Genomic DNA, 24,914 nt, shown 5'->3' with positions numbered 1-24,914 from the left:
TGAAAAGCCGGCGGTCCTCGGCCATACGCGAGGCGCATGCGGTCGATGTCTTCGACCACGATGGTGGCCAGGAAAGTGGGCTCAAGCGAAGCCGCCTGGACGGCAGCAAGGGTGCGCTCAGGAAGATTATGTGGGGCAGTCAATTGCGAGAGTATTTTTGTCTTTGTTGTCTCGTAAAAACTAATGCCGCGGCTTTTTAATATAAATAAATGAAAACCGGGTCGGCCACGCGGACGTTATAAAAAGTACCTAGAGGCAATAGCGCTGTACTTTCCGGAGAGACGGTCATAGAGGAGGCGTGAATGCACTTCTTGTTGTGCTATACACAACAACTGTTGTCTAATATACAACGAATAGTGGATTGAACGACGCTTGCTTGCAGATTATCTCGAGCAAAGAAAAAGCCCACCGAAGTGGGCCTTTGAATCAAGAGTCAGGGGGTTATTGCTTGTCCTTGTTCTCAAAAAACTTGTCGATAGCCGCGGCAATAGACTTTTTGCGCTTAGCGCGCTCTTTCATAGAGTGCGTCATCTGTGCGTAAAATAGCTGCGCATACATCACGACAATCCAAATCCCTGCCGCATGAAGGGTATCTGCGACCAGCTCGTAGCTGATGACACTCCACGCCGTGCTCATTGTGAGCATGGGAAGCACTTTAAGGTAACCGGCGCTGCGCAGCAGTAGGATTTCGTGGGTGCATTTTTGCGCAAAAGCGATAAACAATGCGAGCAACAGCAGCTGAACGACGACGGGCAGCGCGAGGATAAACGCTTGAACTTTTTCCGTTTTTCACTCTCGAGAATGTCCTTGTTGTCACCATCCGCCCCTTGGCGGAGAGTCGACGCCAAGGGGGTTGGTTAACGAGCCCGTCGGCCCGATGACAACAATTTCTTGCTGTCATACTCTGTATAAGCACCCTGATAAAACTGCCTCCTGCAAAATGGCCAGAATTCGGGCCTGCGTTTTAGAATAGTTTTTCATATAGATGCCGGCAAAATGCCTTGGATGGCATAAGGACGCTCCGGCTCCCCGGCAAAGACGCTTGCGGCAGCGACAGCTGCATCGTGGCAAATGAAAAAGCCCCGCATATGGCGGGGCCTTGGGTGTTCTGGTAGCAGCGCGCGTCGAGCGCGGTGGCTTTAGTCGTGACCGTTGCCGAAGGTTTCCGGAAAAATAAAGCGGATGAGCCCGGTGACGATAATAGCAACGAAAATGAGTTGTGCTTCCATGCTGAGACCCCTGCGAATTTGTTTTGATTAAAGTACCGCGCTTTGCTGGCTTTGTCAAAAAGCCTCATATTTAGAGAGACGCTTTAGCCCCCGCGTCGAGCGGGGGCGTATCGGCCACGGAAAGGCATATCAGAAGCGCACGGACTGGCCTGAGGTCTTTGAAGCGCCCTACATCAGTGCTCTCCGTCGAGAAGCCCCTGCGAGCAACGGTGGTGCCGACAAATAGCTGGTGGTGCTGACGCAGGACCCACGCGCCGCCGTCACGGATGAGGTCAAAGCCGGCTTTGCGAGCAGTGGCAGCTGCGGTACGGACGTCGCTCGAGAGGGAGGCGGAAAGGTGCGATGTGCATGGAAGGCTCCGTTGTGGTCAGGGTGGGGGCGGGGGATACCCGCCCCGGTGTTGTTATCAGTTCAGCAGCGTGTCAGAGATGCCACCGGGGAGCCGGCGTGAGCGCGGCGGTGCCTTGATCTGATAGCTGTGTGGCGTTTCCATGAAGGGGTCGCCAAGGTCCTCGAGTTCGTCGATGAGGGTGTCGCTGATGCCGCCGCAGATGCGGGTGACTGTCGGGCGCGGTGTTTGATGTGTGAGAGCGTTCATTGCTGTTGTACTCCTGCGAAGAGTCTTAGTTGTTTTGCAGGAAGTCCACGGCCGCTTGAAAAGCGAGATGTCGGGGGCTGCCAGTGCGCATGCAGCGCAAATACTTATCACTGCCAGTCCACAGGCTGGTGGAGCGCTCGTACTCTTTCGAGAATACGGCGCGTCCGTCTTCCCGGCGCAGCAGCAGACGTCCATCTTTGCGGCGTTCGCGCCAGAACCAGTGTACTTCCCACGTCACGCCCTTTTGCTCGCAAAGGGCTTCAAAGCGCTGCACGGTGATAGCGCTGGTGGCCAGGGGTTCTTCGATTGCTTGCATCATGTTTTGTCTCCAGAGGCCCCCGGCGAGGGGGGGCGTTGGTGTCAGTTGTGTTCTTGTTTTGCGAGCGACTTCAAGCAGCGTTTGCAAGAGACATCAGTGCGGTCCGTCAGGTACTCGCTGCCCCGGGAATACTTTGCGCCGCACAGAGGCCGATACACGCCGATGTCGAAGTGCCGCGTGCTTGCGTAGTACTCGTCGCGCTCCTCTCTCCAATCTTCGCCAGCCGCTTCGAAAGCCTCGTCGAGCCACTCGTTATAGTGGTCAAAATTCAGCTCATCCGGCTCATCCTCGATGTCGATATACAGCTCGCCAGTCCACGTCATGAGTGCCACAGTGGAGCCGTGTTCCTTGGCTGCCTTCTGGAAATAATGCTCGACGAGTCCGATGCCTCGTTCCGCATTCCACTCACCGAACTCGGACAGGAGCGTCGTGCGGGAAGCATATGGGTGGCAAAATTTGCAGATTCGAGTTGTCATTTGTTGTCTCGCTGGTGTCGTTGTGGTGTTCACAGCAGCGTTGTGTTTTGCTGCTGTTAAACCGTCTAGGCACCACAAATCGGGAGGCCTCGCACCAACTCGCGTTAAAGCGCCATAAAAACGCAATTAACTCCCTGCAGAGCGATTGCACACAAATAAGTACTTGATTTGCAAAAGAAAATATTTATTAGAGGAAATACTCTAATCGTGCTTGCGCTGACAGAGGCGAAGCAGTTTGGAGGGGCTGGTGTAGGGTTGTTTGTAGGGTTCTTTGTGGGGTCATGGCGGCCCAGAAACCCGCGCCCAGCCTAGCGAAGTGCCAATACCTGGTAGGGGCTTTTGTAGGGTTCTTTGTAGGGTTCTTTGTGGGGTCATGGCGGCCCAGAAACCCGCGCGCTGCGGCCCGCGTCAAGCGGGTATGGCGTCAAGCCCTCAAGGTGGGCCGCGCGGTGCCGATAATGAGGAATTTGGGAGAACCCAGATGAGTGACCCGGTGACTGCGAGGATGGAAGAGAAGGTGATGGAGGCCGTCATCGCGGCGATGCGCAAAGGCCTTGCGGAGGACGGGCTGTCCGGTGTTTTGAAGGTCTGCGAGGCATTCGCAGAAGACCACCGCACTCAGTTAGAGGCGTATAAAACCGCTGGCGACGACGACGCACGACGCTTCCTCGTATCGAGCACGCTACTCGCTACGAGGGTGAAAAAGGTCAGCCCGCCGCCTGTCTCTCGCTGAGCGTGGCCTTGAGGTGCTCATAGTGCAGCGCTGGCGTCAATTTCGCAGTAGACTGAGGTCCGACATCGAGGCCGCCGGACCTCAAGATTTTTCCGCCACCACCGGACCTCGATTTTGACGTCAAAATCCGGCCCCTTAGCCAAGCAGCGCCTCAATTCGCTCCATTACCCAGGCGACCTCTGCGTCTGAATAGTCCCAAACTCCAGACCGAACTTTGGATTCGAGACCGCGGCGCGTGCGGTTGAGGTTGTACTCGCGTGTCCAGGTGAGATTCTCACGCCCCTTGCGAAGACAGTAGTCGCGGAGCTGATGCGCGAGGTCTTCACAGCTTTCCCAGCGCTGTTGGTGCTCTTCGTCAGAGACCGTGGGCTGTTCATATTTATCCCCAACCTTTGTAACGGCAATCTTAGGCTGCACTCCGGTTAAAGCGCTAATAATTTTAGCGCGCGGGAAATCGGAGGGGACAGAAGTGGGGGGGTACTGGTCATGATTTAAATGCAGGTTTATGCGAAAGTGCATAGAACGATTTTGACGTCAAAATCGTGAAGTAGGGGATTTTTACGTCAAAATAATTGCATCGCTGCCGAGTATGGGTTAGTGCAGCTTTTAGTGGGAGTTGTCTTGAGTCCCGCTGGCCGCATTAAGCCTTCGTAGGCGTGCAGTCGGCGGTAGCGTGGTCGCCGACGTGTTGAGAGATTTTGACGTCAAAATCGACGAGTCGGGTCACGCTTCCTGCGCCGCGGCTTCAAGCGCTGGTGGCAGTACGGGCTCTTTGCCAGCGTAAGCGACTCCATTCGCAGCGTTTTTCGCCAGCTTCAACACGTGCTGTGCGATAGCCTCTGCCGCCGCTCGCATCTTGTCTTGCGCTTCAGCGGTAGCGATGTAATCGACAGTAATATCTGGGATGCCAGCTGCCTTTGCTAGCGTACCGCCCGAGTGCATCATCAGCAGCGATACAGCAAAGACATCGTCTGCAGCGACAGAGCCTACAGTGGCAAACGTCCTTCGATTGTCATGTGGGGTGAAATGCAGGCCGCCGATTGCCTCTTCGATGAGAGTCCAGGATGCGCGTGGGTCAGAGAGCAGTGCAATCTCACGCGTCTTTCTGCCACGCGTACGCGCCGGTGCAAACCAGACGGGGCCGGAGGGGTCCGGGGCGAACTGACGTCGGCGTGCAAGAATCTCCAGGGCGACGGTAGAGAGAGGGATGACGATATGCGGAGCATTAGATAGCGTCAAGCAGGACGGCCGGTCCAGCGACAATCATTTTGGCCGGTTGGCCGGGATGATTGTCGGTGAGTGTTAGGTCATGGTTGTCGCTCCGTTATCGATGTCGCGGTGATTGTCGTTGTCGCTGGATGATTGTCGTCGGCGAGCAGACTGCTTGTCGCTTGCGGTGCGCCGACGGTAGCTTTCGACGTTCATTTCAAAGATCGTCGAATGGTGGACGAGTCGGTCAATCGCGGCGATGGTCATGCCGGGGTCAGGGAACACGTTGTCCCAGCCTGAGAACGGCTGGTTGGCCGTGATCAGCAGACTGCGCCGCTCATAGCGCTCGGCGATCAGTTCGAATAGGACACTGGTTTCGGCCTGGTCCTTGCGGGCGTACGACAGGTCGTCCAGGATGATCAGGTCAAAGCGGTCGAGCTTGGCCAGGGCTGCAGGTAACTGCAGGCTCTGCCTGGCTGCCTGCAGCTTCTGGACGATCTCGCTGGTACGCGTGAACAGTACCCTGTACCCAGCGTCGATCAGGGCATGCCCGATGGCCGATCCGAGGTGGCTCTTCCCACCGCCCGGCGGGCCGAAGATCAACACATTGGCACCTTTCTCCAGCCAGGAATCACCGCTCGCCAGTGCCATCACGTGCGCCTTGGAGACCATGGGCACAGCACTGAAGTCGAAGGCAGCCAGCGTCTTGGTTGGATCCAGGCGGGATTCGGTTCGGTGTCGTTCGATACGCCGCTTGGCCCGTTCGGCCAGTTCGTGTTCGAGCAAGGCGCCAAGCAGCCGGGTTGCCTGCCAGCTTTCCTTGTCGGCGCGCTGTGCGAACTCTGGCCAGAGCCGGCCAATGGTGGGCAGGCGCAGTTCGTTGAGCATCAACGTCAGGCGGGCGGCATCAATTGGGAGCGGCGCGTTCATGCTGCGACCCCCTGGCCCAGCAGGGCGTCGTAGCAACTGGTCGCCGGCATCTGGACATGGATGACGGGGTGATCGGCTTGCCGCGGCGAGAACTCCTCGCGCAGCGCTTCCAGATCCGGCAGATCACCATCGCCCAACATGGCTTCCAGGCGCACGGCCAGCACGGCTTCGATACCGTCCATGGCCGCCAGCTCAAGCAGGCCAACCATCGTCTTGCACGCGTCGCGTTGCGACAGCCGGGCATCAAGCTGCTCCCAGGTTCGCCGATAGGCCTCCCGAGGGAACAGATCGTCCCGGAACGCCAGGCCCTTGAAGGCCTGCGGCTTACGTTTGAGCCCCTCAATGAAGTGCCGATAGTCGATAGCGCGGCGGGTGCTGTGCGCGGCGTGGGAGCCCCGAGGAGTGCTGAACACCATGGCTCCGGACAGGTAGCAGTCCAGTCGGTCGCCGTACACACGCACCTTCAGACGGTGACCAATCAGGCGGGACGGCGCGCTGTAGAGGATGCCGCGCACGGTGAATGTGCTGCAACGGGTGACACGCGCTTCCTCTTCGGCAAAGTCCGTCGTGCGCCGGGGAGGCAGGTCCGTCAACTGCTCGCGCTCGAGACGGAACGCCGCTGCATGACGCCGGTTACGACGCATCACGACCTCGCGCAGGAGCGCCTCATAGGCGGCTCGATCCTCGAAGTCCCGGTGGCCGCGCAGCATCAGTGCCTGGTCGACAGCCTCCTTCAGATAGCGGTGGGATGATTCCACACTGCCGTTCTCGTGGCCCAGGCCGCGGTTGTTACGGGTGCCGGTCATCCCATAGTGGTCCAGCAGGGCTTCGTAGCGCGTTGTGAAGTCCTCCTGCTCCTTCAGGTTCTTGAACGCCGCCGAGAGGCTGTCGGTGCGATGTTCTCGCGGGCAGCCGCCGGCCTGCCAGAGCGCGTTCTGCAAGCCCGAGGACAGCGCCTCGAAGCTCTCTCCGCCTTCAACCACTTGGGCGTACTCCCAGCGCGAGAACGCGAACACGAAGTGATACAGGCGGTGAGGGAATGGAACGCCGGAGATGGTGATGCCCAGCGCCTGCATATCGGTGAAGTCCGACAGTGCCCGGATCCCCGGCGCGTGTTCCTGTGGGAAGAAGACTTCTTTGGCCGGTCCAGACACAGCCCGCCACTTGCTGATGCGCCGTTCGAGCGTGCGGCGCATGCTGTCAGGGTATTGGTCGGGATGGTCGTCCTGGAGCTTGCGCAGAATGGTGATGGCTTGCAGGCGCGGCTCGCTAGCAAGCATCGGCACGACCTCGGTGTCCCAGACCTCGACGAATGGATCGGGCCGCGAGCGCCAGTAACGGCGGGCTTCTGCGAAGGCAGTTGGCTATCACGTTCGATACGCCGGGCACTGCGCACACTGATGCCGGCCTTGGCAGCGGCAATCTCCTGGGTATGCTGTTTGCGTTTGGACATGTAGAGGCTAACCTGTTGGTCGGTAATACGGGTTCCAGACATGGACTGACCGCTTATTGATGCGATCAGCCATCGTAGAACCCGGCCAACTCGGCGCCGCCGGTGGCGGAAACTCTCCGGCGGCTACGCCGCCTCCGAGTTCCCGCCACCGGCCAAGATGTTTGTCGCTACGCCGGACAAAATGATTGTCGCCGCCCAGAGCATTCTCCGCAAGGTCGCGACCCCGGCGCTTTGTGCCCTTTTTGTGAGGGCTCACTTTGTACACGCCGCGCTCGAAATCAATTTCATCGAAGCGCAGCTCAGTCATCAAGCTGTACCTCAGTCCCGTCAGCACATACATGCGCCAAAGGTCGCGCCACCACGGCGAGCACAGCTGGTCGGACGCGTTCCAGGCTTTGCCTAGGAGCGAGAGAGGGATGTGCCCAGTCCGCTTGTTTGGCGTACCGACTTCTTTGCGCGCATCGCGTGCAGGGTTTTTCCCCCTCATGTCTGGGCCCAGGCCGCCCAGCTTGTCCGCGATGATGTACAAATTGGCGGCGGTGTTCATGACGCCGATAAGCGTCGCGTTGGCCAGCGGCCCGCGGGTCTCCGGCTCCATCTCGCCTGACCCGCCGGCGCGCGGGCGTTGTCCCACCACGAGCGTGCCCGTCTTGAGGTCTCGGACGTACTGAAGCCAGAACCTCAAATCCAGCTCATCGAGGAAACGATGGCGCAGGTGAGAAAGGTACCGCTCGTACTGGTCTGACTCCTTTATCTTTGTCGCACTTTTATTGGTCGGTTTTACCAGGTCGTAGTGAGACCATGCCGCTTCGACCGTTAGCCGAGTGGATGTACGACCTTCTGCTCCGGATGCCTTAGCCTGACGCAGGGCCTTGCGCGCATTCAGTACCGTAGCGAGTGCTTCCTCGTATGGCAGGGCTACGTCGCCTTTTTCAAGGGGCTCGACAAGCCCGAGAACCTCTTTTCGGTCTTTCTTGGTCATCCCGCCGGCGCCATCGGGGACTTCGTCCTTGTACCGATGTACGTATGAACGGCGCACGCGGCCGTCCCTATCCGCTTTCATCACGCGCACGAGAAAGCCTGCTTGAGTCGCGTGGGCATATTCGATGTAAGGGCGGTCTGCGGGTGCTGCGAGCGAGAGCAACTCGCGCTTGGTTGAGAAAGTGCGCTTCGTATCGGACGCTGGCAAAATCACGGGCAGGTGACGAAAAGTGGAAAATGTTTTCCATCATTTTTCCACAACTCGCGTGCCGTATAAAGCGAAAGTTCTGAATAGACGTGGAAATTTTCCACGGCATTTTGGTGCTCTACGCGGTGTGTGGAAAGCAGTGCACCAGAAAAAGTACATTGAATCAAGGATTTATATGTGCTTTCCGTGCTTAAATGCGTGCCGGCGATAGAGGTGTTGCAACAACGGCACTACTCATAATCCGTTGGTGCCGTGTTCGACTCATGGGAGGCCCACCAATACTGACGCGGGTTTGCGGGCGATTCGTCGCTGTCTGCAAGCCCGCGTTTCTTTTTCGGGTAACGCCCGGGTAACGGCGGTGAGCGAGCTTCAGCAAAGGGGGCGCCCCCGCTAGGCCAGTGGCCGTTATCTTCAGGGACAGGGCTGAAGCTCAGTCGACGGCGCTACTCGGGCAGCTCGCCGCCCTTCGGTGTCTCGTTGATTTGCTGCCGGCTCGGGAACGTCCGATCCGTCGGTCCCTTCGTTTCTGGTGCGTCCGGGGCTGGGTCGGGCGGGAAGTGGCGGCGCATGTACTCCACGACTTCAGTCTTGCTGTAGCCTAGCTTCTTGAGTGACTGCACCAGCTTGTGCAGCTTGCGGAGTTGCTCGTCCCCGAGCGGTGGTAGCGGTGTATTGCTCATGTATTGCGCGTCGCCTCGACTGTGTCGTCTTCCGCCAGATCATAACGCGTAGGGTAAGCTCAAGGGCCTGCGCCCACCGTCTTGTGTCTGACTGGCGGGCATCGATGCTCGCTGCTGGCTGTCCGCACGTCGAGCGCCGTGCGCAACCTAGTCTGACGGACTGGCCTACCATCAGCCTATGGAGCGGCGCGAGCAGGAACGGCGAGCGCGGGCGGGTGTGAGGCGAGAAGCGTAGGGCGCGGGCGAGGGGCAGGCAAGCCCGAAGCGGTGGCGGGCGGGCGCCGGCAATTTGCCGAGCTATCGGCCTCGCCGGAGCTTTCGGAGATTCCGGGCTGGCACGGTGTGACCAGTAGCCACCTGGTAATCAAGGCAGACTGCGGCACTGAAAGCCGGGTGCCACAGCGCTCGAATCGCGGTGGCCGGGTTGCCAAGCCTCTTGCCCGAGCCGCAGCTCCCCCTATTCATCCCGAAACGATAATTCATTTGCCAAGCGAACAGACCTGGGGCCGGTTTGCGAAATTCCTGACAAGACCGATAGGCAGTTGTCGACTGCAGATTCAGCCGGTCAACGCAACAGCTTGATGGAATCGTTCAGCCGGTGTATCGAAGTTTAGTGTTTTACGCTCAACGCGATTCGCCAGGCGGTGTGGGGCTCTACCGCTACGCCTTCGTGCACGGGCTGGTGGTGTAGCCAGGCACGGCCAGCCGCCGACGGCGGATCACGGCGCCGTGCCCTGGCGCCGCTGTCCCGGCCTGCTTCAGGCGAGACGGCGGCTGTTACCGTCCTGGCATTATCTTCCCCGTGGTGCGAGTCTGACGTCCGGCAAGCTTTCATCGTCAGTCAGCACCTGCTCCAGACCTGCCGGGTCAATGATATGGACCAGTCTGTGGTTAACCTGTATCAGGCCCGCACTGGCAAAGCGGTGCAGCAGGCGCGAAACGGTTTCCACCGTCAGGCCCAGGTAGCTCGCCATGTCGGCACGGGAAAACGGCAATACGATGGGCGGCGTGCGCGCACGGCTGATCGATTCGGCGTGCAGGTCCAGCAGCAGCATCGCCAGGCGTTGGGGGCTGTTGAGCTGGCCGAGTACGACCAGCAGGTTGCGGCGGCGCATGTCGGCGCGTTGCAAGGCTGCCTGCCCGGCATCCCTGATCGAGGCATGGGTCTGCGCAGCTCGCCAGCTTTCGGCTGGAACCACGCACACCACGGTCGTCTGCAGGGCCACGGCGCTTTCCTGGTAGAGCGCGCGCTCATGGTCCAGGCCGAGGGCCAGCACTTCACCGCCGAAGGCGTAGTCGATCAATTGCTGCCATCCTGACGCAGCCTCGTACACCAGCTTGGCGGCACCGGCGCGCACGGCAAAAACCATGCGTGCCAGCTGCCCTTGGCGATATAGCGCCTCGCCGGCGCCTACCGAGCGCTGTATGGGCTGGATGATTTTCGCCTCCGGGCCGTTGGCATGGGAACTGGCGCCGCACACCGGTTGCAGCATGCAGCGGTGGCAAGCCGGTTCGGAGGCGATCATGACGCGAGTCCGGGTGTCGGGCTAGGGGGATACCGGTCGACCGGTAAAGTTGCACGCGGGCGCCTGGGCGGCAGGGAGATAGTGCGGGTAGTTGCGCGGGTCCAAGGCAGGTTCGGCTCCCGGCATCTTGAGTCGGCTTGCCGTGCAACTGGCCCGTTTCATTTCATTTCTCCATCATGCCCGAATTTTATGATGGGAACATTCTATGCATGCCGTCCCGGTACGGAAGTGAAATCTTTTTTCGCGTGGTTAAGCGGAATCCGCAAAGGCATGTTTCTCCGGGACTGCGGCGGTCTGGCGGCCTATGGCGATGACAGGATGCTCCGGGAGCAATGCGATACGAACGGACTTGGTCAGATGGAGCTTCCCATCGCTCAGGCGATGCGCGACGCGGATCCCGCCATTGGTGAAGCCAGTGGTGCAGGCGTCGGTAGTGGCAGTGTTGACACTCCCAACGCTTGGACTTCTGCTCGACAAGCTGGGATAGCGGCCCGACGGCGACCGTGTCATATCGGCGCCGGCGGTCTTACTCAGCCCCGGACGCTTCAACGGAAGACGTGGCACCGGAAGAATCGAGGGAAGCTGCCGCCTCGGAAGCGTTGACTGAATCTGACGCGCCGGTAGCGCCCATTGAAGCCATGTCCTCGGACGCGACCGCTGAAGCCGTGGCCGAAGCTCCGGTTGAAGTCCTGGCCACGGACGAACCAATGGAAGCTAGTGTCAGCCCACACAAGGTCTCTAGGCTGGCGCGCTGCGCGCTGCGCGCTGCGCGCTGCGATCTGCTCAGATGTGAGGAACCTCTGCGTCTCCGTTATCGCATTCATCGTCAATAGTCAGGGCTGCAACAACGCGCGGGCGGCCTGCCTGACATCGGGCGAGGAGAAGCGGAACACAGCGCGATCCAGCAAATAGTGGATGAATCCAGTCGCGAAGCCCAGCGCCAGCAGCGCTGGCACAAAAGGTGAGGAGCGCAGCCAGCGCGCCGCATCGCCGAAGAGGCGATCGGCATAGGCGTATTCTTCGGTCACGGCCTCTACCTCCAGCACGGGTAGCAGCAAGGCGGAGACGACTGCGAGCACCAGCAGCACTGCCCAGCCGCGTCGATTGACAGGCGCCAGCAACCGTAGCCAGTGCGTGGCTGGCGCCTGGTCTCCACCGGAAGCCGTAAGCGAGGCGAGCCCCATTGCCGCGCTCCAATGCTGCACGCTCCACAGCACAACGAACAAGAAGGGGTCGCGCGCGAGGAAGGCGAAGAGCACCATGGACGAGACGCCGAGCACGTAGGCCATGCGCGGCGGCGAGGCGCGCTGCGAGCGCAATTCCGCGTAGAGCATCAGAGCGGTTAGGATGACGACGAAGGCGATGCCGCCATCGTGCAACGTGCGCGCGAACACATCCGTCCAACCCTCACCCAGCAGTGGGTCGATCCAGCGATCCTGGAAGGCGACCGATCCGGCCAGGGCCTCTGCCAGTACAACGAATCCGCCGCCCACGACGAGCGCGAACCACCGATCAAGCCGTCGCGTGGCCGCGTCAGACTTTCGTCCGGCGCGCGCGCGATAGAGGCTAAGCAGCCCGAAATGTTGCGCGGCGAAATGGTGGCTCACCAGCAGGTAGTCCAGCACGGCCAACCAGACCACGCGCTCAGTCAGCGGCATGGTCAGCGCGCTCTCGGGAGCCAGAAGCAGGGCGAAGCAGGCCACGGCGATAGCCAACGGCGCCACTACGAAGCGCAACCGCTGCCTGGCGAGCAGGGGCCGGTAGGCCGGGGTTGCATAGGCCAACCAGGCCGATGAGACGCGGTGACCGAACCATAGCGGTACCGCGAAGGCAAAGAACAGCCCGTCCACCGGGCTGGCGCGCACGTCGTCATGGCCCCAGGCCAGCAGAAGAATCAGGGGGGCTAACCATAGTGAGTTCAGCACCCAAACGAAATCCCACGCCGGGCTTTTGATCCAGAATATGGTGTGCCTCTTGGCTTCGTGGTTGCCGCGCAACTGATCCTTCGCCATGGTGGGAGCTCCAACGAATGCTTGCCCGCCGACATTTCAGCAAATGCTTATTGATCTGCCGAGGGCGGAGCGTCTAGTTTTGCCAGCTTCTAGCGAAGCCCGCCGCGTCCGCCAAAGCCGCCCATGCGTCTCCTCCCCGCCAGCCCTTGGCGCTAATAGTGAGCGCCTGTGCTTCACGCCGCCGCTCAGGGCCTGAGGGCGAAATTGGCTTTCCTCTGCAGCGCTCCAGGATAAGAAAAGTGTAGTGCAGTTGCACTCGAGGAAGGAACCCATAGCAGCATCGGGACCACCAGCAGAAGGGCAACGTGTACAAGGCGCCAAGCATCGTGCCTACTCTCGAAGGTCGCCGGTGAAACAGCATGATCGGCAGTGGGTGGGAAGGGCAATTTTGACGTAGGCCGATCCCAACAATAGAATCAGAATCGAAACACCATCCCTAGCATGCGCGTAACTGGCCCGCGGCAAGCCGCCCTCGGTTGGGGCAAGTTTGAAGTCGAAGGCGATTCGGTAGATTGCTCACCGTCGGCTTGGCAGCAGGCACCGTTGGTGCCTCTCTGCAGCGGCAAGAATGCCGGAGGGCTGCTTTCGCCTGCGGATTCAACCGGTCGATGCAACACACTAAAGGCTTTGCAAGCCTGAGGGGTGCTGCAAATGAAGCAAAGACGGCGGATCTACTACACCGAGACCCAAAAGGCACTGATGTGGGAACGGTGGCGCAAAGGTGACACGCTTCATCAGATCGCACGATTGTTCGATCGGGGTCACTCTTCGATGCAGAGGATCTTGGCGGAGACCGGTGGTATCCAGCCAGTACAGCGACACCGCTCCCGATTGGCATTGACGCTTGCCGAACGAGAGGAGATCTCTCGCTCCGTGGCGGCCGGACTCTCTGTCCGGTCGATTGCATCCCGGCTAGGACGCGCCCCGTCTACCATTAGCCGTGAGCTCAGGCGAAACGGGGGAAGCCAAGGCTATCGTGCAAACCAGGCGGACGAGCTTGCCTGGGCGCGAGCGCGCCGCCCAAAGGCCTGTAAGCTCGTCGGAAACCGAACGCTGGCGCAGGTTGTGGCAGCCAAGCTGAGGATGCAATGGTCCCCAGAGCAGATTGCAGGCTGGCTCAAGCATGCATATGCGGTCAACAAGGACTACCAGGTGTCACACGAGACGATCTATCGTAGCCTTTATGTACAGGCCCGCGGTGCGCTGAAGAAGGAGTTGCTTGAACACCTGAGGCGCTGCCGGGTCATGCGTCACTCTCGTCTCTATTCCGCGAAGACTGACGACCGTGGAAGAATCTGTGACACCGTTTCGATCAGTGAGCGGCCTGCAACCGTCGAAGATCGCGCGATTCCCGGCCACTGGGAAGGCGACCTGCTCTTCGGCAGCGACAACAGCCAGATCGTCACCTTGGTCGAGCGTCAGACGAGGTTTGTGATGCTGGTGAAGGTTGCCAGCAAGGACACAGAGACTGTGGTCAATGCCCTGATCAAACATGCAGGCAAATTACCCCAGGAGCTGTACAAATCGCTGACGTGGGATCGTGGAAAAGAGATGGCCGATCACAAGCGCTTTACCGTGGCGACCGACATTCAGGTCTACTTCTGCGACCCTCAGAATCCCTGGCAACGGGGCTCCAACGAGAACACGAACGGCCTATTAAGACAATACTTCCCGAAAGGCACGGATCTCTCTGTCTACTCGCAAGCCAAACTCAATGCCGTCGCGAGGCGGCTCAATGAACGTCCGCGCAAGACACTCAACTTTGATACGCCGGCCGAACGATTCCATCAAAACGTTGCATCGACCGGTTGAATCCGCACCCCGAAACCGCCATTCCCACCGTTCGAACGAGAGACCGGTCGTCAGCACCAATTTTGCATTGACCAGCGTTTTGGCCATAGACCGTTCCTGGCCGACCCCGGTCGTCAGCGGCATTTACTGCGTTCCGCATGGCGCAGCGGCCGCTACCGACCGCAGATTCAACCGGTCGATGGCTTGTTGCTAAACGTTCACTGAGCTGCGTGGCAAATTTCAAGAATGATTTTTCCCACGCTCTGATTGGATTCCATCTGGCGATGCGCATCGCCAGCGTTGGCGAGGGGGAAAACACTATCGACGACGGGCCGGATAGTGCCTTCATCGAAGCGCACCAGCCAGCGATCGCTGAAGCGCCTCACCATTGCCCGCTTCTCGTCCGCCGTGCGCGACTTCATCACGGTGCCGATGACCTTCAGATGTCCATAGAGAATCCGCTCCAAAGGCACCTTGGCATCGGAACTTCCCCCGAGCGTACCCACTTGTATCAGTCGCCCGCCATTGGCGAGCACGTGGATATTGCGTTCGAAGTACGGCGCGCCAACGAAATCCACGACGACATTGACGCCGGCCCCACCCGTTGCATCGGCGACAGCTGATGCAAAGTCCTGCGCCTTGTAGTCGATCAGGACGTTAGCGCCCAGTTCCCGAAGCCGGGGCAGCTTGCTACCGCTGGCCGTGACGAACACTTCAGCGCCTGCGGCCGCCGCCAGCTGCACCGCGGCGGTACCCACGCCGCTGGCCGCCGCGTGGATCAATACGCGATCGCCCGCCTGCAACGCCGCCAGATGGAAGAGCGCCTCGTGAGCCGTCACGAATACCTCGGGGATCGCGGCGGCTTCGGCGTAGCCGAATCCCTTGGGCACAGGCATGGCCATGCGGTAATCGATACGAGCCAGTTCTGCGTACGCGCCGCCACCGACGATGCCCATGACCCGATCGCCGATACGAAAGCCCTGGACTTCCCTGCCCATGCCGATCACTTCACCGGCGATCTCCAGGCCCATGACATCGGAGTCGCCGAAATACGAGCGTCCGTAGGCCCCGTTGCGCTGAAGAATATCCGCGCGATTGACCCCTGCCGCATGGTTGCGGACCAGCAGGTCATTCGGGCGGATCTCCGGAGCAGGGACCTCCGTCAGGTGGAGAATGTCGTGCGGCCCAAAATCGTTGAAACCAATCGCTTTCATGCAGACTCCAGAAGAAGATTGGGGCGGGATATGCCCCATCGGCAAGGGCAGTATAGGGAGGCAAGTGGCTGCTGAAACCATGTACCTTTCCTCTTCTGGTATGCGTTTTTGCATCACGGCGCCATCATCGACTCATGGTCTGTCGGGCTCTTGGTGGAGTGCCGGCGGCAGCGCGCGCTTCATGGCTCGCTGGTCAGCTCTTCTGCCGGCTCCCAGTGCACGGCACCCCGGGTCTTGTCGCGCTGAATCGCCCACAACGAGAACGCACCGATCAGTGAGGGCACCACCAGCAGGGAGAAGACGACGCTGATCTGCAATCCGAATCCCAGCAGCGCGGCCCCGACAAAGGCGCTCGCGACGCCCCCGAACCGGCCGACGCCGAACATCCACGAAACCCCGGTGGCGCGCGCTTCGGTCGGGTAAAGCATCGATGCGTAGGACGCCAACGACGTGACCGGCGCTGTGACCGCGACGCCGCAAACAAGCAGGAGGGCCCCTAGCAACCCTGGCTGGCCAGCGCACTGTCCCGCAATGACCGAGAGCATGCCAGTCATCAGGAAGGCGGCGATGATGATGCGGTGCGGCGTCCAGCGGTCCATCAGCCAGCCGGCAAACAGATTGCCGAGTACACCACCAAGCGGCAGAGTCGATGCGATAAGGGCAGCGTCCCTGGGGCTGAAGCCTCCGTCTTGAAAGAGCATCGGCATCCAGCCAGCCAGGAGGTACCAGGTCAGCAAAGCCATGAAATAGGCCACCCATAGCAGTATCGTCGGCCAGCGATAACGCGGCGATAGCATGAGCATCAGCGCGGCGGCGCTTTGCGCGGTCTTGCCCGCTGGTGCCGGAGTTGGCGCTTGGGCGATGATCGTTGCATTCTCCAAAGCAGCGACGGGTCCAATGCGCTGAAGAATGGCCCGGGCCCGTGCGGTCCCGCCGATGCGCGCGGCCAGGAATAGTACGGACTCGGGCAGCCACAATGCCAGTGGCAAAGCCAGAAGAATGGGGCCGACACCGCCTGCGAGCAGGACACTGCGCCAGCCGGCGGCCGGGATCAGCCAGGCGGCGACCACGCCGCCGGCCATGAGGCCGAACGAGAAGCCGGAGAACATAGCGTTGATGACCAGACTGCGCACCCGCGCCGGCGCGTATTCGGACATCAGCGTGACGGCGTTGGGCATCGCCGCACCCAGGCCCAGACCAGTCAGAAAGCGCAGAACCGTCAGTTCGCCGATGGTTTGTGCGCGAGCCGACAACAACGTCCATCCACCGAACCACAGCACCGAGAGAATCAGTAATTTTCTGCGACCGTAGCGGTCGGCAACCGGCCCGGTCAGGAGCGCGCCGATCGCGACCCCGACCAGCGCGGCACTCATCACCGGCCCGAGGGCAGACCGGCTCACACCCCATGCCTGCACCAGGGACGGCGCGATAAAGCCCATCGCGACGGTGTCGTAGCCGTCCAGCACCATCACGAGAAAACACAGCACGAACACCAGCCATTGCAGCGGCGAAAAGCGTTGCGCATCGATGAACCTCTGGACATCGGGCGCATGGTCCGGGGCCATATGGGGTCTCCTTTGAGCCGGTCGAGCCAGCGTATTGTTGTCAGGCAGTTACCGACCGGCGGCAGGTCCGCAAGCGCGCCACAGGCATGGCGTCCCCTCATACCGCCCGCTGCCATCGGGTCGCCCTGCATTCTGGAGACGGCCTGCCGCCGCTACAATTGCGCGAAAGGCGACTACGCCATTCGCGATTACCAAACAATTGCCGGCACCAGGGGACGGACGCAGTGGATCGATTTCTGAGCATCGAAGCTTTCGTCCGCGTGGCGGAGACCAGCAGCTTCGCGGAGGCCGCACGACAGCTTGGTGTGACGGGTTCGGTCATCACCAACCGGGTCCAGCAGCTGGAGAAATTCGTCGAAGCGCCGCTGTTTCACCGGAGCACGCGGCATGTGCGGCTGTCCGACGTGGGCGAGGCGTTCTATCGCGAGTGCGCCGACGTGGTCGGCCGCGTGAACGATCTGACCGACCAGATGCGAGGACTGCGCGCCACGCCGACCGGCAAGCTGCGTATCCAGGTCCTCCCCGGCTTTGGCCTTGACCATTTCGGCGCGCCACTGGCCGAGTTCAGCCGCCGTTACCCGGCGATCCAGGTGGACATCATCGTGAACGACCGGGTCGTCGATCCTATCGAAGAAGGCTTCGACGTCGCCTTCCAGATCTTCCCGCCCATTTCCGAGTCACTGATCGAACGGCGGCTGTTCCCGGTGCGCCGGCTGTTCTGCGCGGCGCCGTCTTATCTTCAGGCGCAGGGCACGCCCAGCCATCCCCGCGACCTGCTGCAGCACAACATGGCCCTCTATTCCGGCTATCCATCGCGCAATCGCTGGACCATGACGCGAGGCGATGAAACCGTGGAGATGGAGCTTCCGGGGACGATACGCTCGAATTCCGTCCATCTCCTGCGCGACTACGCCATTACAGGTGCAGCGGTGGTATGCCTGCCGACCCTGGTGGCCAGTGCCGCGCTCCTCGATGGCACCCTTGTGCCGATCCTTCCGGACTATGACCTGTCGCACCTCAGCTTCGCTGCGGTGTACCCGGAGACGCAACGACAGTCCTTGAAGGTGCGCGCACTGGTTGAGTTTCTCGCCGAGTGGCTGGGCCCGGAACCGAAGTGGGACGTTCCCCTCATCGAGCGCGGCTGGATTCGCTGACGCCGCCCCGTCAGTCCTTTTCCCTTCTCCCCTGCAGCATCCCGCGGATTATTCGAGAAGCGCGAATACCGTCCTCGGCGCGCTGGCCGTAGTCGCGGGGCGCCCGTAGCCATACATTTCTCGGACCGAACGAACATCGCCTCCCTCCCCATTCGGCGAGGGGCGGGCGATCGCGACCGGCTTCCTGTGCCCCGCCACAGGCGCCCCCGCTTCCAATGAGGATGTTGCATGCAGAACCAACTGTTTATCAACGGCCGCTTCGTCGACGCAGCCGAAGGCGACACGATCGACGTGCTGAATCCGCATGACGGATCGCTGATCACGAAGGTTGCCGCCGCCACATCCACCGATGTCGATCTCGCGGTGGCGGCCGCGGAACGCGCCTTTCCCCGGTGGTCCGCCATGGCGGCCGCGGATCGCGGGCGCCTGCTGCTGCGGCTCGCCGATGCCATCGACGCCAATGCGGAAAGCCTGGCGCAACTGGAATCGCTGGATACCGGCCATCCGATCCGCGATTCGCGCGCACTGGATGTGCCACGCACCGCTGCCTGCTTCCGCTATTTCGGCGGCATGGCAGACAAGCTGCAAGGCTCGGTGATTCCCGTCGAGACGGGCTTTCTGAACTATGTGCAGCGCGCGCCCATCGGCGTGGTCGGCCAGATCGTCCCCTGGAATTTTCCGCTGATGTTCACCAGCTGGAAAATGGGGCCGGCCCTGGCGGCTGGGAACACTGTTGTGCTGAAACCCTCGGAAATCACGCCGCTTTCGACGCTGAGGATCGCCGAACTGATGGCCGAGGTCGGCTTCCCTGAAGGCGTCGTCAACATCGTTCCTGGATACGGCCATACCGCCGGCCAGCGGCTGGCCGAACATCCGCGCGTCCGCAAGATCGCCTTTACCGGCTCGACGGCCACCGGGCGCCGTATCGTGGAAGCGTCGCAGGGCAACCTGAAGCGCGTCCAGCTCGAGCTGGGCGGCAAGGGCGCGAACATTGTGTTCGACGATGCCAAGCTCGACGCGGCAATCAACGGGGCGGCGTGGGCGATCTTCCACAATCAGGGGCAGGCGTGCATCGCCGGCTCGCGGCTGGTGCTGCACGAACGCATTGCCGACGAGTTCCTGGACCGCTTCATCGCGCTGGCGGATTCGATCCGGATCGGCAATCCGCTCGACGCAACCACCGAAATGGGGCCGCTCACCTCGCTGCAGCATCTGGAGCGGGTGAAAGCTTACGTCGACGTCGCGCGAGAGCAAGGCGGTCACGTGATGGCTGGCGGCGCCGCGCCAAGCGATCCGTCCCTGGCGAAGGGCTATTACGTACGCCCGACGATCGTCGAAGCCAGGACTCCGCAGGACCGGATCGCACAGGAAGAAGTCTTTGGGCCGTTCGTCACCGTGCTGCGGTTTGACAGCGATGAGGAAGCCCTGCAGATCGCCAACAGCACCAGTTACGGACTGGGCAGCGGCCTGTGGACGCGTGACCTGTCGCGTGCGCATCGCACCGCTGCGGCCATGGAAGCCGGCATGTGCTGGATCAATTGCTACAAGCGCGTGAACCCCGGCAGCCCGTTCGGCGGCGTCGGCCAGTCCGGCTACGGGCGCGAGATGGGCTACGAGGCGATGCACGACTACACCGAGGCGCGCTCGGTGTGGGTCAATGTCGACGGCAATGTGCCGCCGCATTTCCGGCGCTGAGGCTGCCATGAAAGGCTTTGTCGATCACGGCACGGCGGCCCGTGTGGTGTTCGAATGGGGCGCGCTCGCGCAGCTGCCTGCCGAACTCGACCGGCTGGGCGCAAAGCGCGCCCTCATTCTGGCGTCGCCCGATCAGCGCGACCTGGCCGACCGCATTGCCTCGGCACTCGGCGAGCGGGCGGCTGGCCTCCATGCGAATGCCGTCATGCATATCGAGGTCGCGGCGGCGGCGCGGGACGCCGCCGCCGCGCTCGCTCCTCAAGCCGCCTGTCCTTTGACGACGCGATCGCCGCGGCCGCGCCTTACCAGGCGGCGCATCGCTTCGCGCCGTTCGCGGGAGACACCGAGGTCGCGCCGGGCATCACCGCGATCCAGACTCCCGGACACACGCCTGGCCACGTTTCCTATGTCGTCAAACAAAACGGGGTGCGGCCTGGCACGCGCGCAAGCAGCTGTTCGACGACGTCGTGCGGACCCGCACGGTGATTGCGGCGGCCCATATCGCCTTCCCCGGCCTCGGCCATCTGCGGCGTAACGGCGACCGTTTCGAGTGGGTACCGCTCGACTACGAAGGAAATGCCGGCAGTAAAGGAAGCAACGGCAGCAAGTAACGCTTCAACCGCCTGCCTCCACCGCGAGTCGCAGGTTTTCCTGACTCCTGTCTGCTGCAGTCCCCCCAGCGGAGCGGCCCCTTTGTCGTCGCTGCGCTTCCACGTGTCCGCACGTCTTACTTTCCACACACAAACCAAAACATGCCCTACATCACTATCCCTGACGGTACCCGGCTTTTCTACAAGGACTGGGGCGCTGGCCGCCCGGTCGTTCTCTCGCACGGCTGGCCCGCTAACGCTGACGCATGGGATGCACAAATGCTCCTGCTCGTGCAAAGCGGGTTCCGCGTCATTGCGCACGATCGCCGCGGGCACGGGCGTTCGGATCAGCCGGCCAGCGGGAATGACATCGACACGTACGCCGATGATCTGGCCACGCTGATCAGCACGCTTGATTTGCAGAACGCGACCCTGGTAGGACACTCCATCGGCGGCGGCGAGATTGTGCGCTACATCAGCCGGCATGGCAGCGCGCGCGTCGCGAAGGCGGTTCTGATCGCCGCGCCTGTTCCACTGATGGCCAGGACTGAGACGCACCCGGATGGCGTTCCGCTGGAGATCTTCGACGGCATCCGCAACGCACTGGCCGGAGACCGATCGCAGTTCTTCAGGGAGCTTGCGGTTCCGTTCTACGGTCTCAACAGGCCCCAGGCGGTGCCTTCCCAGAGCCTGATCGATGCATTCTGGGCGCAGGGCATGACGGGTGGCATCCTGGCCCAGTACGCCTGCGTTCGCGAGTTCTCCGAAGTCGACTTCACGGACGATCTGAAGCGGCTGCGCATTCCCACGTTGCTGCTGCATGGCGATGACGACCAGAACGTGCCGGTGGAGATGTCATCGCGCCCGGCCGCCTCGCTCATCCCGAATGCGACGCTGAAGGTCTACGCCGGCGGTTCGCATGGGCTGATCGCGACGCATGCCAGCCAGGTCAACGAGGACCTCCTGGCTTTCATCAACGCATAAGCACTGCGTGCCAGTGCCTCGGCGGCACTGGGCACTTTCAAGGCTGCGCGCTCCGTTCATGCGCAGCCGGCACGAGCGTCAGAGCCCAGGCTTCCTCGACCGCGCGACCCATGCCTCCGAGAAAACAAGCTCGGAACCGAGCGCCAGCAGCAAGCAGCCCACCGCAATGCCGAACATCAGCCGGTGCGCGCCACCGCTGGCCGCAAATACCGCGGAATACGCGTAGCCGGCAATTGCCTGGCAAGTGGCGAAGCTGATCGTGGCACGGCTCCACGCCTGGCCGTGCCGGTGGTGGGCGTGAATGCGCTCATGCAGGCGGGCCAGCGCCAGCGGCACGATGCCGGGCGGGAATGTCCCGATGACCGCCGTCGCCATCGCAAGCCCGATGAGGTTCGACGCGTATGCCATCATGGCGACGGCAATGGCCTGGGCAATCAATGCCACGCGGAGCGCGCGGCGGGCGCCGAGATGATCGGCAAGCCAGCCGTAGACCGGCGGCCCCATGATCGCGCCGCCGCCATACACCACCCAGAACAGCGCGCCGGCATGGGCGCCCGCTCCCAGTCCGCGGGCGACGAAGTCAACGAGGAAGACCATGGTGGGCACCAGGGCCATCGCCATCAGGCCGTATTGCGCATAGAGCAGCACGACGCCGCGGTCGAGGCCGGCCGCTGGCTCGGCCTGTTGTCCACCATGGTCGGGTACTGAAGCCGCATGCCCGCGAGGCCATGCTGACCATGTCGTCCCCGTCAAGACCGCGGCGATCAGCGCGAGGCCGAGCCAGGTCGTCCGCAGGCCGGACTGCAATAGCAGCGGCACGATGGTTCCCGAACCTGCGATGCCGACCCCGATGCCGAGAAAGATGGCGCCGCTTGCGATGCCTCGGCGGTCCCGGGGGACATGCGTCAGGATGGCTCCCGGCGCCAGCACCATGATGGCGCCGCCCGCCACGCCCGATGCAAGGCGCCAGGCAAAGTACCAGGATACCGAGAGCGGCCAGGCGCACGCGACGAATGCGAGCGTGACGATGACCATCATCAGCCGCAATGCGCCAACGCTCGACAAGCGCCGGGCCATCGGGTGGCCGGCAAGCGCGCCGAGCAGATAACCGGCAAGGTTCGCCGCGGCGAGGAAAACAACGTTCGAGGCCGAAAACCAGCCTGTGTCGATCAGTGCGGGCAGCAGCGGCGTGTAGGCGAAGCGGGCCAGTCCGATACTGACGAGACTGGCCGCGAAGCCGGCGAAGATGTACCACGGCGTGCGCGGTGGCGAGGCAGCGTGGACGGTCGGAGAGGAAAGCGTGGTCATGGCGTATGCACCGTAGAAGCGCAGCCGGTCTGTCCGGCTGCCGTGCATACGAGTGTAGGGACGCCCGCGCTGCCGACGATGCTGAAATTTGCCACGCGGCGCATGCATTTATGCAGCGCCCGCGCCGTGTTCAGCCGTGAGCGCCCTGAAACTCCTCCACGATCGTATCGATCATGGCGCGGACGCGGGCGGTGTGCCGGAGATCCTGATGGGTAACCAGCCAGACTTCATAGTGCCCCTCACGAGCTTTCTCGGGCCAGATGCGCTGCAGTCCGTCGCGCTCCGCCAGCGGCACCGGCACCTCGCCAATCGCCATGCCGGCCTTGATCATGCTCCGCAGCATCAGGCTCGAGTTCACCGCGCTGACCAGCCGGCCCGCATGGATCGGTTCTCCGACCAGAGTCGGCGCGGCGCTGCCGCTCAGATAGGGCTGGTACATGACGAGGTCATGCCCGGCGAAGGCTTCGTTCCGCGCCGGCTCGCCGCGCTCGGCAAGATAGGCCGGAGAGGCGAACAGGCCCACCGTCCAGTGCGCCAGGCGCCTGGCCACCAGATCCGGGTTCTCCGGTTTCATATTGCGTATCGCAATATCTGCCTCGCGCCGCGCCAGGTTCAGCATCTGCGTGGACGTGTTCAGGATCACGCTGACGTCCGGATGCGCCGCATGCAGGCGTGCCATGGCCGGAATCACAAATTGCAGCGCGAGGGAATCTGTCGTGGTGACCTTGACCTCGCCCGCCAGGCGGCTGTCCGCACCCTGCGCCTGGCGAATCAGCGCGTTGGCAGATTTCTCCATTTGCTCGGCAGAGCGCAGTGCATTCTCGCCGGCCGGGGTCAGCACATAGCCTTCGGAAGTCCGGAGAAACAGCGTGGCACCCAAAGCATGTTCGAGGGCTGCCAGTCGGCGGCCTACCGTTGCTTGGTCTACGCCGGCGACACGGGCAGCCCGCCGCAGTGTCCGCTCCCGCTGTAGAGCGAGAAATATTCTTGTGTCGTCCCAGTTCACTCAAAAATCCGTGGTCCTTGATGGCGATGTCGGACTTTGCCCTCGGCTCCCCCGGTCGAACACGCACGCTTCTTGCTACGCCGCCGATGTCAAGTGTGATATTGATGACGCGGGGGACGGTTCGCTTGGCTCTACCTTCCAACGAGATGCAGAAGGATACAGGAATGGGCGACAACGTCGATACCGGAGCCCTCGGTCCGATGCCGCCCATGCAAACGTCGACTGGCCATTGAGCGGCAAGAGGGCGAGTCGTTAGACCTGCGGTGAATTGCGCACTCGACTCGCTAGGTTGGCGCTGTAGGTCGGATGGCCGCTCTTGGCCCAACTCAGACGGGCGGCCGTAAGGAAACGACGACCCTCTATTGTGTGTTCTATCAATGCGGCCGTGACGGCCCGATAGCTGCAAGCCTGGTCTACGCAGCCTTTGGTGATCCGGCGGCCGGTGCATAGATGTTTGCAGCCATATGAAGACAGTATTCTTTCGCAAGCCGCGGCTGCTCCAGGTTCCTGAGCTGATTAAAGTCCTCGGCTGCAGACAAGAACTCCAACAGCTTCTCTCGCGAAGACTTACCGTAGGTGTCCATCAAAAACTCACATCCCCTACAAAGGTTCAGCCTTGATTCTCCACGGCCACAGGATACGGACAGTGCCAATCCAGCCTCCAGGAATTCTTCGGAGAACTCTTTTTATGGTGCCGTGCGGCTTCAGGACAGCGCCGCGGTGGCAACTTTCCAGCGCCGCAGGCGGTCTTCAAGTCCATTGGTGCCGCCGTTGATGCGCCGCGTGAGCGCGATGAAATCGCCGCTGTCGGCGAGCGCGTTGCAGCCGTGCGTGCGCCACCACCATGCCGCCGAGCGCGCGGCCCAGGCGTCCTGTTCGAGCAGTTCGGGCGCGGCGGTCAGGTCGGCGCCCAGCGCGGCCCCGCACACCGAGTAGTTGGCGCGGCCGGTTATCTGGATCAGGCCCCGGCCGCGAAAGCGCTTGCCATCGCCCGCCCGCACGTTGCCGAGCGCCATCGCCTTGCGCGACGGCGGCTCGTACAGCGCCTGCGCCGGCGTCGGTCCCCACAGCTCGTGCGTGAACTGGTAGCCCAGCGATTCATGCCCGGTCTGCGCCAGGAATGCGGCGACGCGCGCCGTGCCGGTGATGTCGTACGCCTGCATCGCTTCGCACAGGCGTGGAAACCAGCGGGCGCATTGCGGCTCGCCCAGCCCGGTGGCGGCGCGGAATTGTTCCGGTGTCATCTGCATGCT

20 protein-coding genes and 2 pseudogenes are annotated in these 24,914 nt (G+C 61.9%); 6 read left to right on the top strand and 16 right to left on the bottom strand.

Going from position 1 to position 24,914, the window contains the following annotated elements; genetic code table 11:
• Positions 1 to 441 precede the first annotated feature (441 nt).
• From CBM2586_RS11545 to CBM2586_RS11530, 4 genes are all read right to left on the bottom strand, one after another.
• Positions 442 to 732 carry a hypothetical protein gene (locus CBM2586_RS11545; RefSeq protein WP_115687607.1) on the bottom strand — a complete coding sequence of 97 codons (291 nt, stop codon included), beginning with the start codon at positions 730 to 732 and terminating at the stop codon, positions 442 to 444.
• A gap of 903 nt (positions 733 to 1,635) precedes the next feature.
• Positions 1,636 to 1,827: a hypothetical protein gene (locus CBM2586_RS11540; RefSeq protein ID WP_115687605.1), complete on the bottom strand. Its 192-nt coding sequence runs from the start codon at positions 1,825 to 1,827 to the stop codon at positions 1,636 to 1,638.
• A 25-nt stretch (positions 1,828 to 1,852) separates the two neighbouring features.
• Positions 1,853 to 2,146 carry a hypothetical protein gene (locus CBM2586_RS11535; RefSeq protein ID WP_115687603.1) on the bottom strand — a complete coding sequence of 98 codons (294 nt, stop codon included), beginning with the start codon at positions 2,144 to 2,146 and terminating at the stop codon, positions 1,853 to 1,855.
• 41 nt (positions 2,147 to 2,187) lie between these two features.
• Positions 2,188 to 2,622: a hypothetical protein gene (locus CBM2586_RS11530; RefSeq protein ID WP_145987399.1), complete on the bottom strand. Its 435-nt coding sequence runs from the start codon at positions 2,620 to 2,622 to the stop codon at positions 2,188 to 2,190.
• 481 nt (positions 2,623 to 3,103) lie between these two features.
• On the opposite strand from CBM2586_RS11530, the gene CBM2586_RS11525 reads away from it, so the two are divergent.
• Entirely contained in the window at positions 3,104 to 3,355 is a 252-nt protein-coding gene (locus CBM2586_RS11525; protein WP_115687599.1) for a hypothetical protein, read from the top strand.
• A gap of 723 nt (positions 3,356 to 4,078) precedes the next feature.
• On the opposite strand, the gene CBM2586_RS11520 is transcribed toward CBM2586_RS11525, so the two are convergent.
• The 7 genes and pseudogenes from CBM2586_RS11520 to CBM2586_RS11490 form a co-directional block, all read right to left on the bottom strand.
• Positions 4,079 to 4,594, bottom strand: a complete 516-nt coding sequence (locus CBM2586_RS11520; protein WP_145987398.1) for a hypothetical protein — start codon at positions 4,592 to 4,594, stop codon at positions 4,079 to 4,081.
• Positions 4,595 to 4,657: 63 nt separating this feature from the next.
• Positions 4,658 to 5,494 carry an IS21-like element helper ATPase IstB gene (istB, locus tag CBM2586_RS11515; protein ID WP_012354406.1) on the bottom strand — a complete coding sequence of 279 codons (837 nt, stop codon included), beginning with the start codon at positions 5,492 to 5,494 and terminating at the stop codon, positions 4,658 to 4,660.
• Positions 5,491 to 6,989: pseudogene (istA, locus tag CBM2586_RS11510) on the bottom strand (IS21 family transposase). The gene istB and the pseudogene istA overlap by 4 nt, the downstream one beginning before the upstream one ends.
• Positions 6,955 to 8,142, bottom strand: a complete 1,188-nt coding sequence (locus tag CBM2586_RS32040; RefSeq protein WP_240991466.1) for a hypothetical protein — start codon at positions 8,140 to 8,142, stop codon at positions 6,955 to 6,957. The pseudogene istA and the gene CBM2586_RS32040 overlap by 35 nt, the downstream one beginning before the upstream one ends.
• A gap of 437 nt (positions 8,143 to 8,579) precedes the next feature.
• Positions 8,580 to 8,816 (bottom strand): hypothetical protein, encoded by a 237-nt coding sequence (locus CBM2586_RS11500; protein ID WP_115687597.1) that lies wholly within the window; start codon positions 8,814 to 8,816, stop codon positions 8,580 to 8,582.
• A gap of 791 nt (positions 8,817 to 9,607) precedes the next feature.
• The gene (locus CBM2586_RS11495) at positions 9,608 to 10,342 is read right to left on the bottom strand and encodes a Crp/Fnr family transcriptional regulator (protein WP_115661543.1); all 735 of its coding nucleotides are present in this window, start codon (positions 10,340 to 10,342) and stop codon (positions 9,608 to 9,610) included.
• An 833-nt stretch (positions 10,343 to 11,175) separates the two neighbouring features.
• Positions 11,176 to 12,354, bottom strand: coding sequence for a hypothetical protein (locus CBM2586_RS11490; RefSeq protein WP_115687595.1), 1,179 nt, complete (start codon positions 12,352 to 12,354; stop codon positions 11,176 to 11,178).
• 651 nt (positions 12,355 to 13,005) lie between these two features.
• Here CBM2586_RS11490 and CBM2586_RS11485 point away from each other — a divergent pair.
• Positions 13,006 to 14,166, top strand: coding sequence for an IS30 family transposase (locus CBM2586_RS11485; protein ID WP_115687593.1), 1,161 nt, complete (start codon positions 13,006 to 13,008; stop codon positions 14,164 to 14,166).
• A 197-nt stretch (positions 14,167 to 14,363) separates the two neighbouring features.
• Here the strand turns inward: CBM2586_RS11485 and CBM2586_RS11480 are convergent, their stop codons facing one another.
• Together CBM2586_RS11480 and CBM2586_RS11475 are read right to left on the bottom strand one after the other, a co-directional pair.
• Positions 14,364 to 15,359 (bottom strand): NAD(P)H-quinone oxidoreductase, encoded by a 996-nt coding sequence (locus CBM2586_RS11480; RefSeq protein WP_115661545.1) that lies wholly within the window; start codon positions 15,357 to 15,359, stop codon positions 14,364 to 14,366.
• 179 nt (positions 15,360 to 15,538) lie between these two features.
• Positions 15,539 to 16,924, bottom strand: coding sequence for an MFS transporter (locus CBM2586_RS11475; protein WP_115661546.1), 1,386 nt, complete (start codon positions 16,922 to 16,924; stop codon positions 15,539 to 15,541).
• A gap of 224 nt (positions 16,925 to 17,148) precedes the next feature.
• Between CBM2586_RS11475 and CBM2586_RS11470 the strand changes: the two genes are divergently transcribed.
• The 4 genes and pseudogenes from CBM2586_RS11470 (at position 17,149) to CBM2586_RS11455 (ending at position 21,347) form a co-directional block, all read left to right on the top strand.
• Positions 17,149 to 18,078, top strand: a complete 930-nt coding sequence (locus CBM2586_RS11470; RefSeq protein ID WP_115687591.1) for a LysR family transcriptional regulator — start codon at positions 17,149 to 17,151, stop codon at positions 18,076 to 18,078.
• Between the two features lie 228 nt (positions 18,079 to 18,306).
• The gene (locus CBM2586_RS11465) at positions 18,307 to 19,773 is read left to right on the top strand and encodes an aldehyde dehydrogenase family protein (RefSeq protein ID WP_115661548.1); all 1,467 of its coding nucleotides are present in this window, start codon (positions 18,307 to 18,309) and stop codon (positions 19,771 to 19,773) included.
• A gap of 7 nt (positions 19,774 to 19,780) precedes the next feature.
• Positions 19,781 to 20,026 (top strand): annotated as a pseudogene (locus tag CBM2586_RS32035) (maleylacetate reductase); the annotation flags it as partial.
• 499 nt (positions 20,027 to 20,525) lie between these two features.
• Positions 20,526 to 21,347: an alpha/beta fold hydrolase gene (locus CBM2586_RS11455; RefSeq protein ID WP_115687589.1), complete on the top strand. Its 822-nt coding sequence runs from the start codon at positions 20,526 to 20,528 to the stop codon at positions 21,345 to 21,347.
• Positions 21,348 to 21,425: 78 nt separating this feature from the next.
• On the opposite strand, the gene CBM2586_RS11450 is transcribed toward CBM2586_RS11455, so the two are convergent.
• From CBM2586_RS11450 to CBM2586_RS11440, 3 genes are all read right to left on the bottom strand, one after another.
• A complete protein-coding gene (locus tag CBM2586_RS11450) occupies positions 21,426 to 22,655 on the bottom strand; it encodes a YbfB/YjiJ family MFS transporter (RefSeq protein ID WP_115688741.1) in 1,230 nt (409 codons plus the stop codon).
• A 130-nt stretch (positions 22,656 to 22,785) separates the two neighbouring features.
• A complete protein-coding gene (locus CBM2586_RS11445) occupies positions 22,786 to 23,661 on the bottom strand; it encodes a LysR family transcriptional regulator (protein WP_115687587.1) in 876 nt (291 codons plus the stop codon).
• Between the two features lie 704 nt (positions 23,662 to 24,365).
• Positions 24,366 to 24,905 carry a glycoside hydrolase family 19 protein gene (locus CBM2586_RS11440; RefSeq protein WP_115688739.1) on the bottom strand — a complete coding sequence of 180 codons (540 nt, stop codon included), beginning with the start codon at positions 24,903 to 24,905 and terminating at the stop codon, positions 24,366 to 24,368.
• Positions 24,906 to 24,914: the final 9 nt, after the last annotated feature.

It is taken from the genome of Cupriavidus taiwanensis (assembly GCF_900250115.1).
GTDB classification, from domain to species: domain Bacteria; phylum Pseudomonadota; class Gammaproteobacteria; order Burkholderiales; family Burkholderiaceae; genus Cupriavidus; species Cupriavidus taiwanensis_B.
The sequence above is the reverse complement of the archived record's forward strand: the minus strand, read 5'-3'. Positions and strand labels throughout refer to the sequence as shown.

Bases quoted from the DNA above. Each gene is read 5' to 3' on its own strand.
- CBM2586_RS11540 (WP_115687605.1), bottom strand. From the start codon at position 1,827: ATGAACGCTCTCACACATCAAACACCGCGCCCGACAGTCACCCGCATC.
- CBM2586_RS11535 (WP_115687603.1), bottom strand. From the start codon at position 2,146: ATGATGCAAGCAATCGAAGAACCCCTGGCCACCAGCGCTATCACCGTG.
- CBM2586_RS11530 (WP_145987399.1), bottom strand. From the start codon at position 2,622: ATGACAACTCGAATCTGCAAATTTTGCCACCCATATGCTTCCCGCACG.
- CBM2586_RS11525 (WP_115687599.1), top strand. From the start codon at position 3,104: ATGAGTGACCCGGTGACTGCGAGGATGGAAGAGAAGGTGATGGAGGCC.
- istB (WP_012354406.1), bottom strand. From the start codon at position 5,494: ATGAACGCGCCGCTCCCAATTGATGCCGCCCGCCTGACGTTGATGCTC.
- CBM2586_RS11500 (WP_115687597.1), bottom strand. From the start codon at position 8,816: ATGAGCAATACACCGCTACCACCGCTCGGGGACGAGCAACTCCGCAAG.
- CBM2586_RS11495 (WP_115661543.1), bottom strand. From the start codon at position 10,342: ATGATCGCCTCCGAACCGGCTTGCCACCGCTGCATGCTGCAACCGGTG.
- CBM2586_RS11490 (WP_115687595.1), bottom strand. From the start codon at position 12,354: ATGGCGAAGGATCAGTTGCGCGGCAACCACGAAGCCAAGAGGCACACC.
- CBM2586_RS11485 (WP_115687593.1), top strand. From the start codon at position 13,006: ATGAAGCAAAGACGGCGGATCTACTACACCGAGACCCAAAAGGCACTG.
- CBM2586_RS11480 (WP_115661545.1), bottom strand. From the start codon at position 15,359: ATGAAAGCGATTGGTTTCAACGATTTTGGGCCGCACGACATTCTCCAC.
- CBM2586_RS11475 (WP_115661546.1), bottom strand. From the start codon at position 16,924: ATGGCCCCGGACCATGCGCCCGATGTCCAGAGGTTCATCGATGCGCAA.
- CBM2586_RS11465 (WP_115661548.1), top strand. From the start codon at position 18,307: ATGCAGAACCAACTGTTTATCAACGGCCGCTTCGTCGACGCAGCCGAA.
- CBM2586_RS11455 (WP_115687589.1), top strand. From the start codon at position 20,526: ATGCCCTACATCACTATCCCTGACGGTACCCGGCTTTTCTACAAGGAC.
- CBM2586_RS11450 (WP_115688741.1), bottom strand. From the start codon at position 22,655: ATGACCACGCTTTCCTCTCCGACCGTCCACGCTGCCTCGCCACCGCGC.
- CBM2586_RS11440 (WP_115688739.1), bottom strand. From the start codon at position 24,905: ATGACACCGGAACAATTCCGCGCCGCCACCGGGCTGGGCGAGCCGCAA.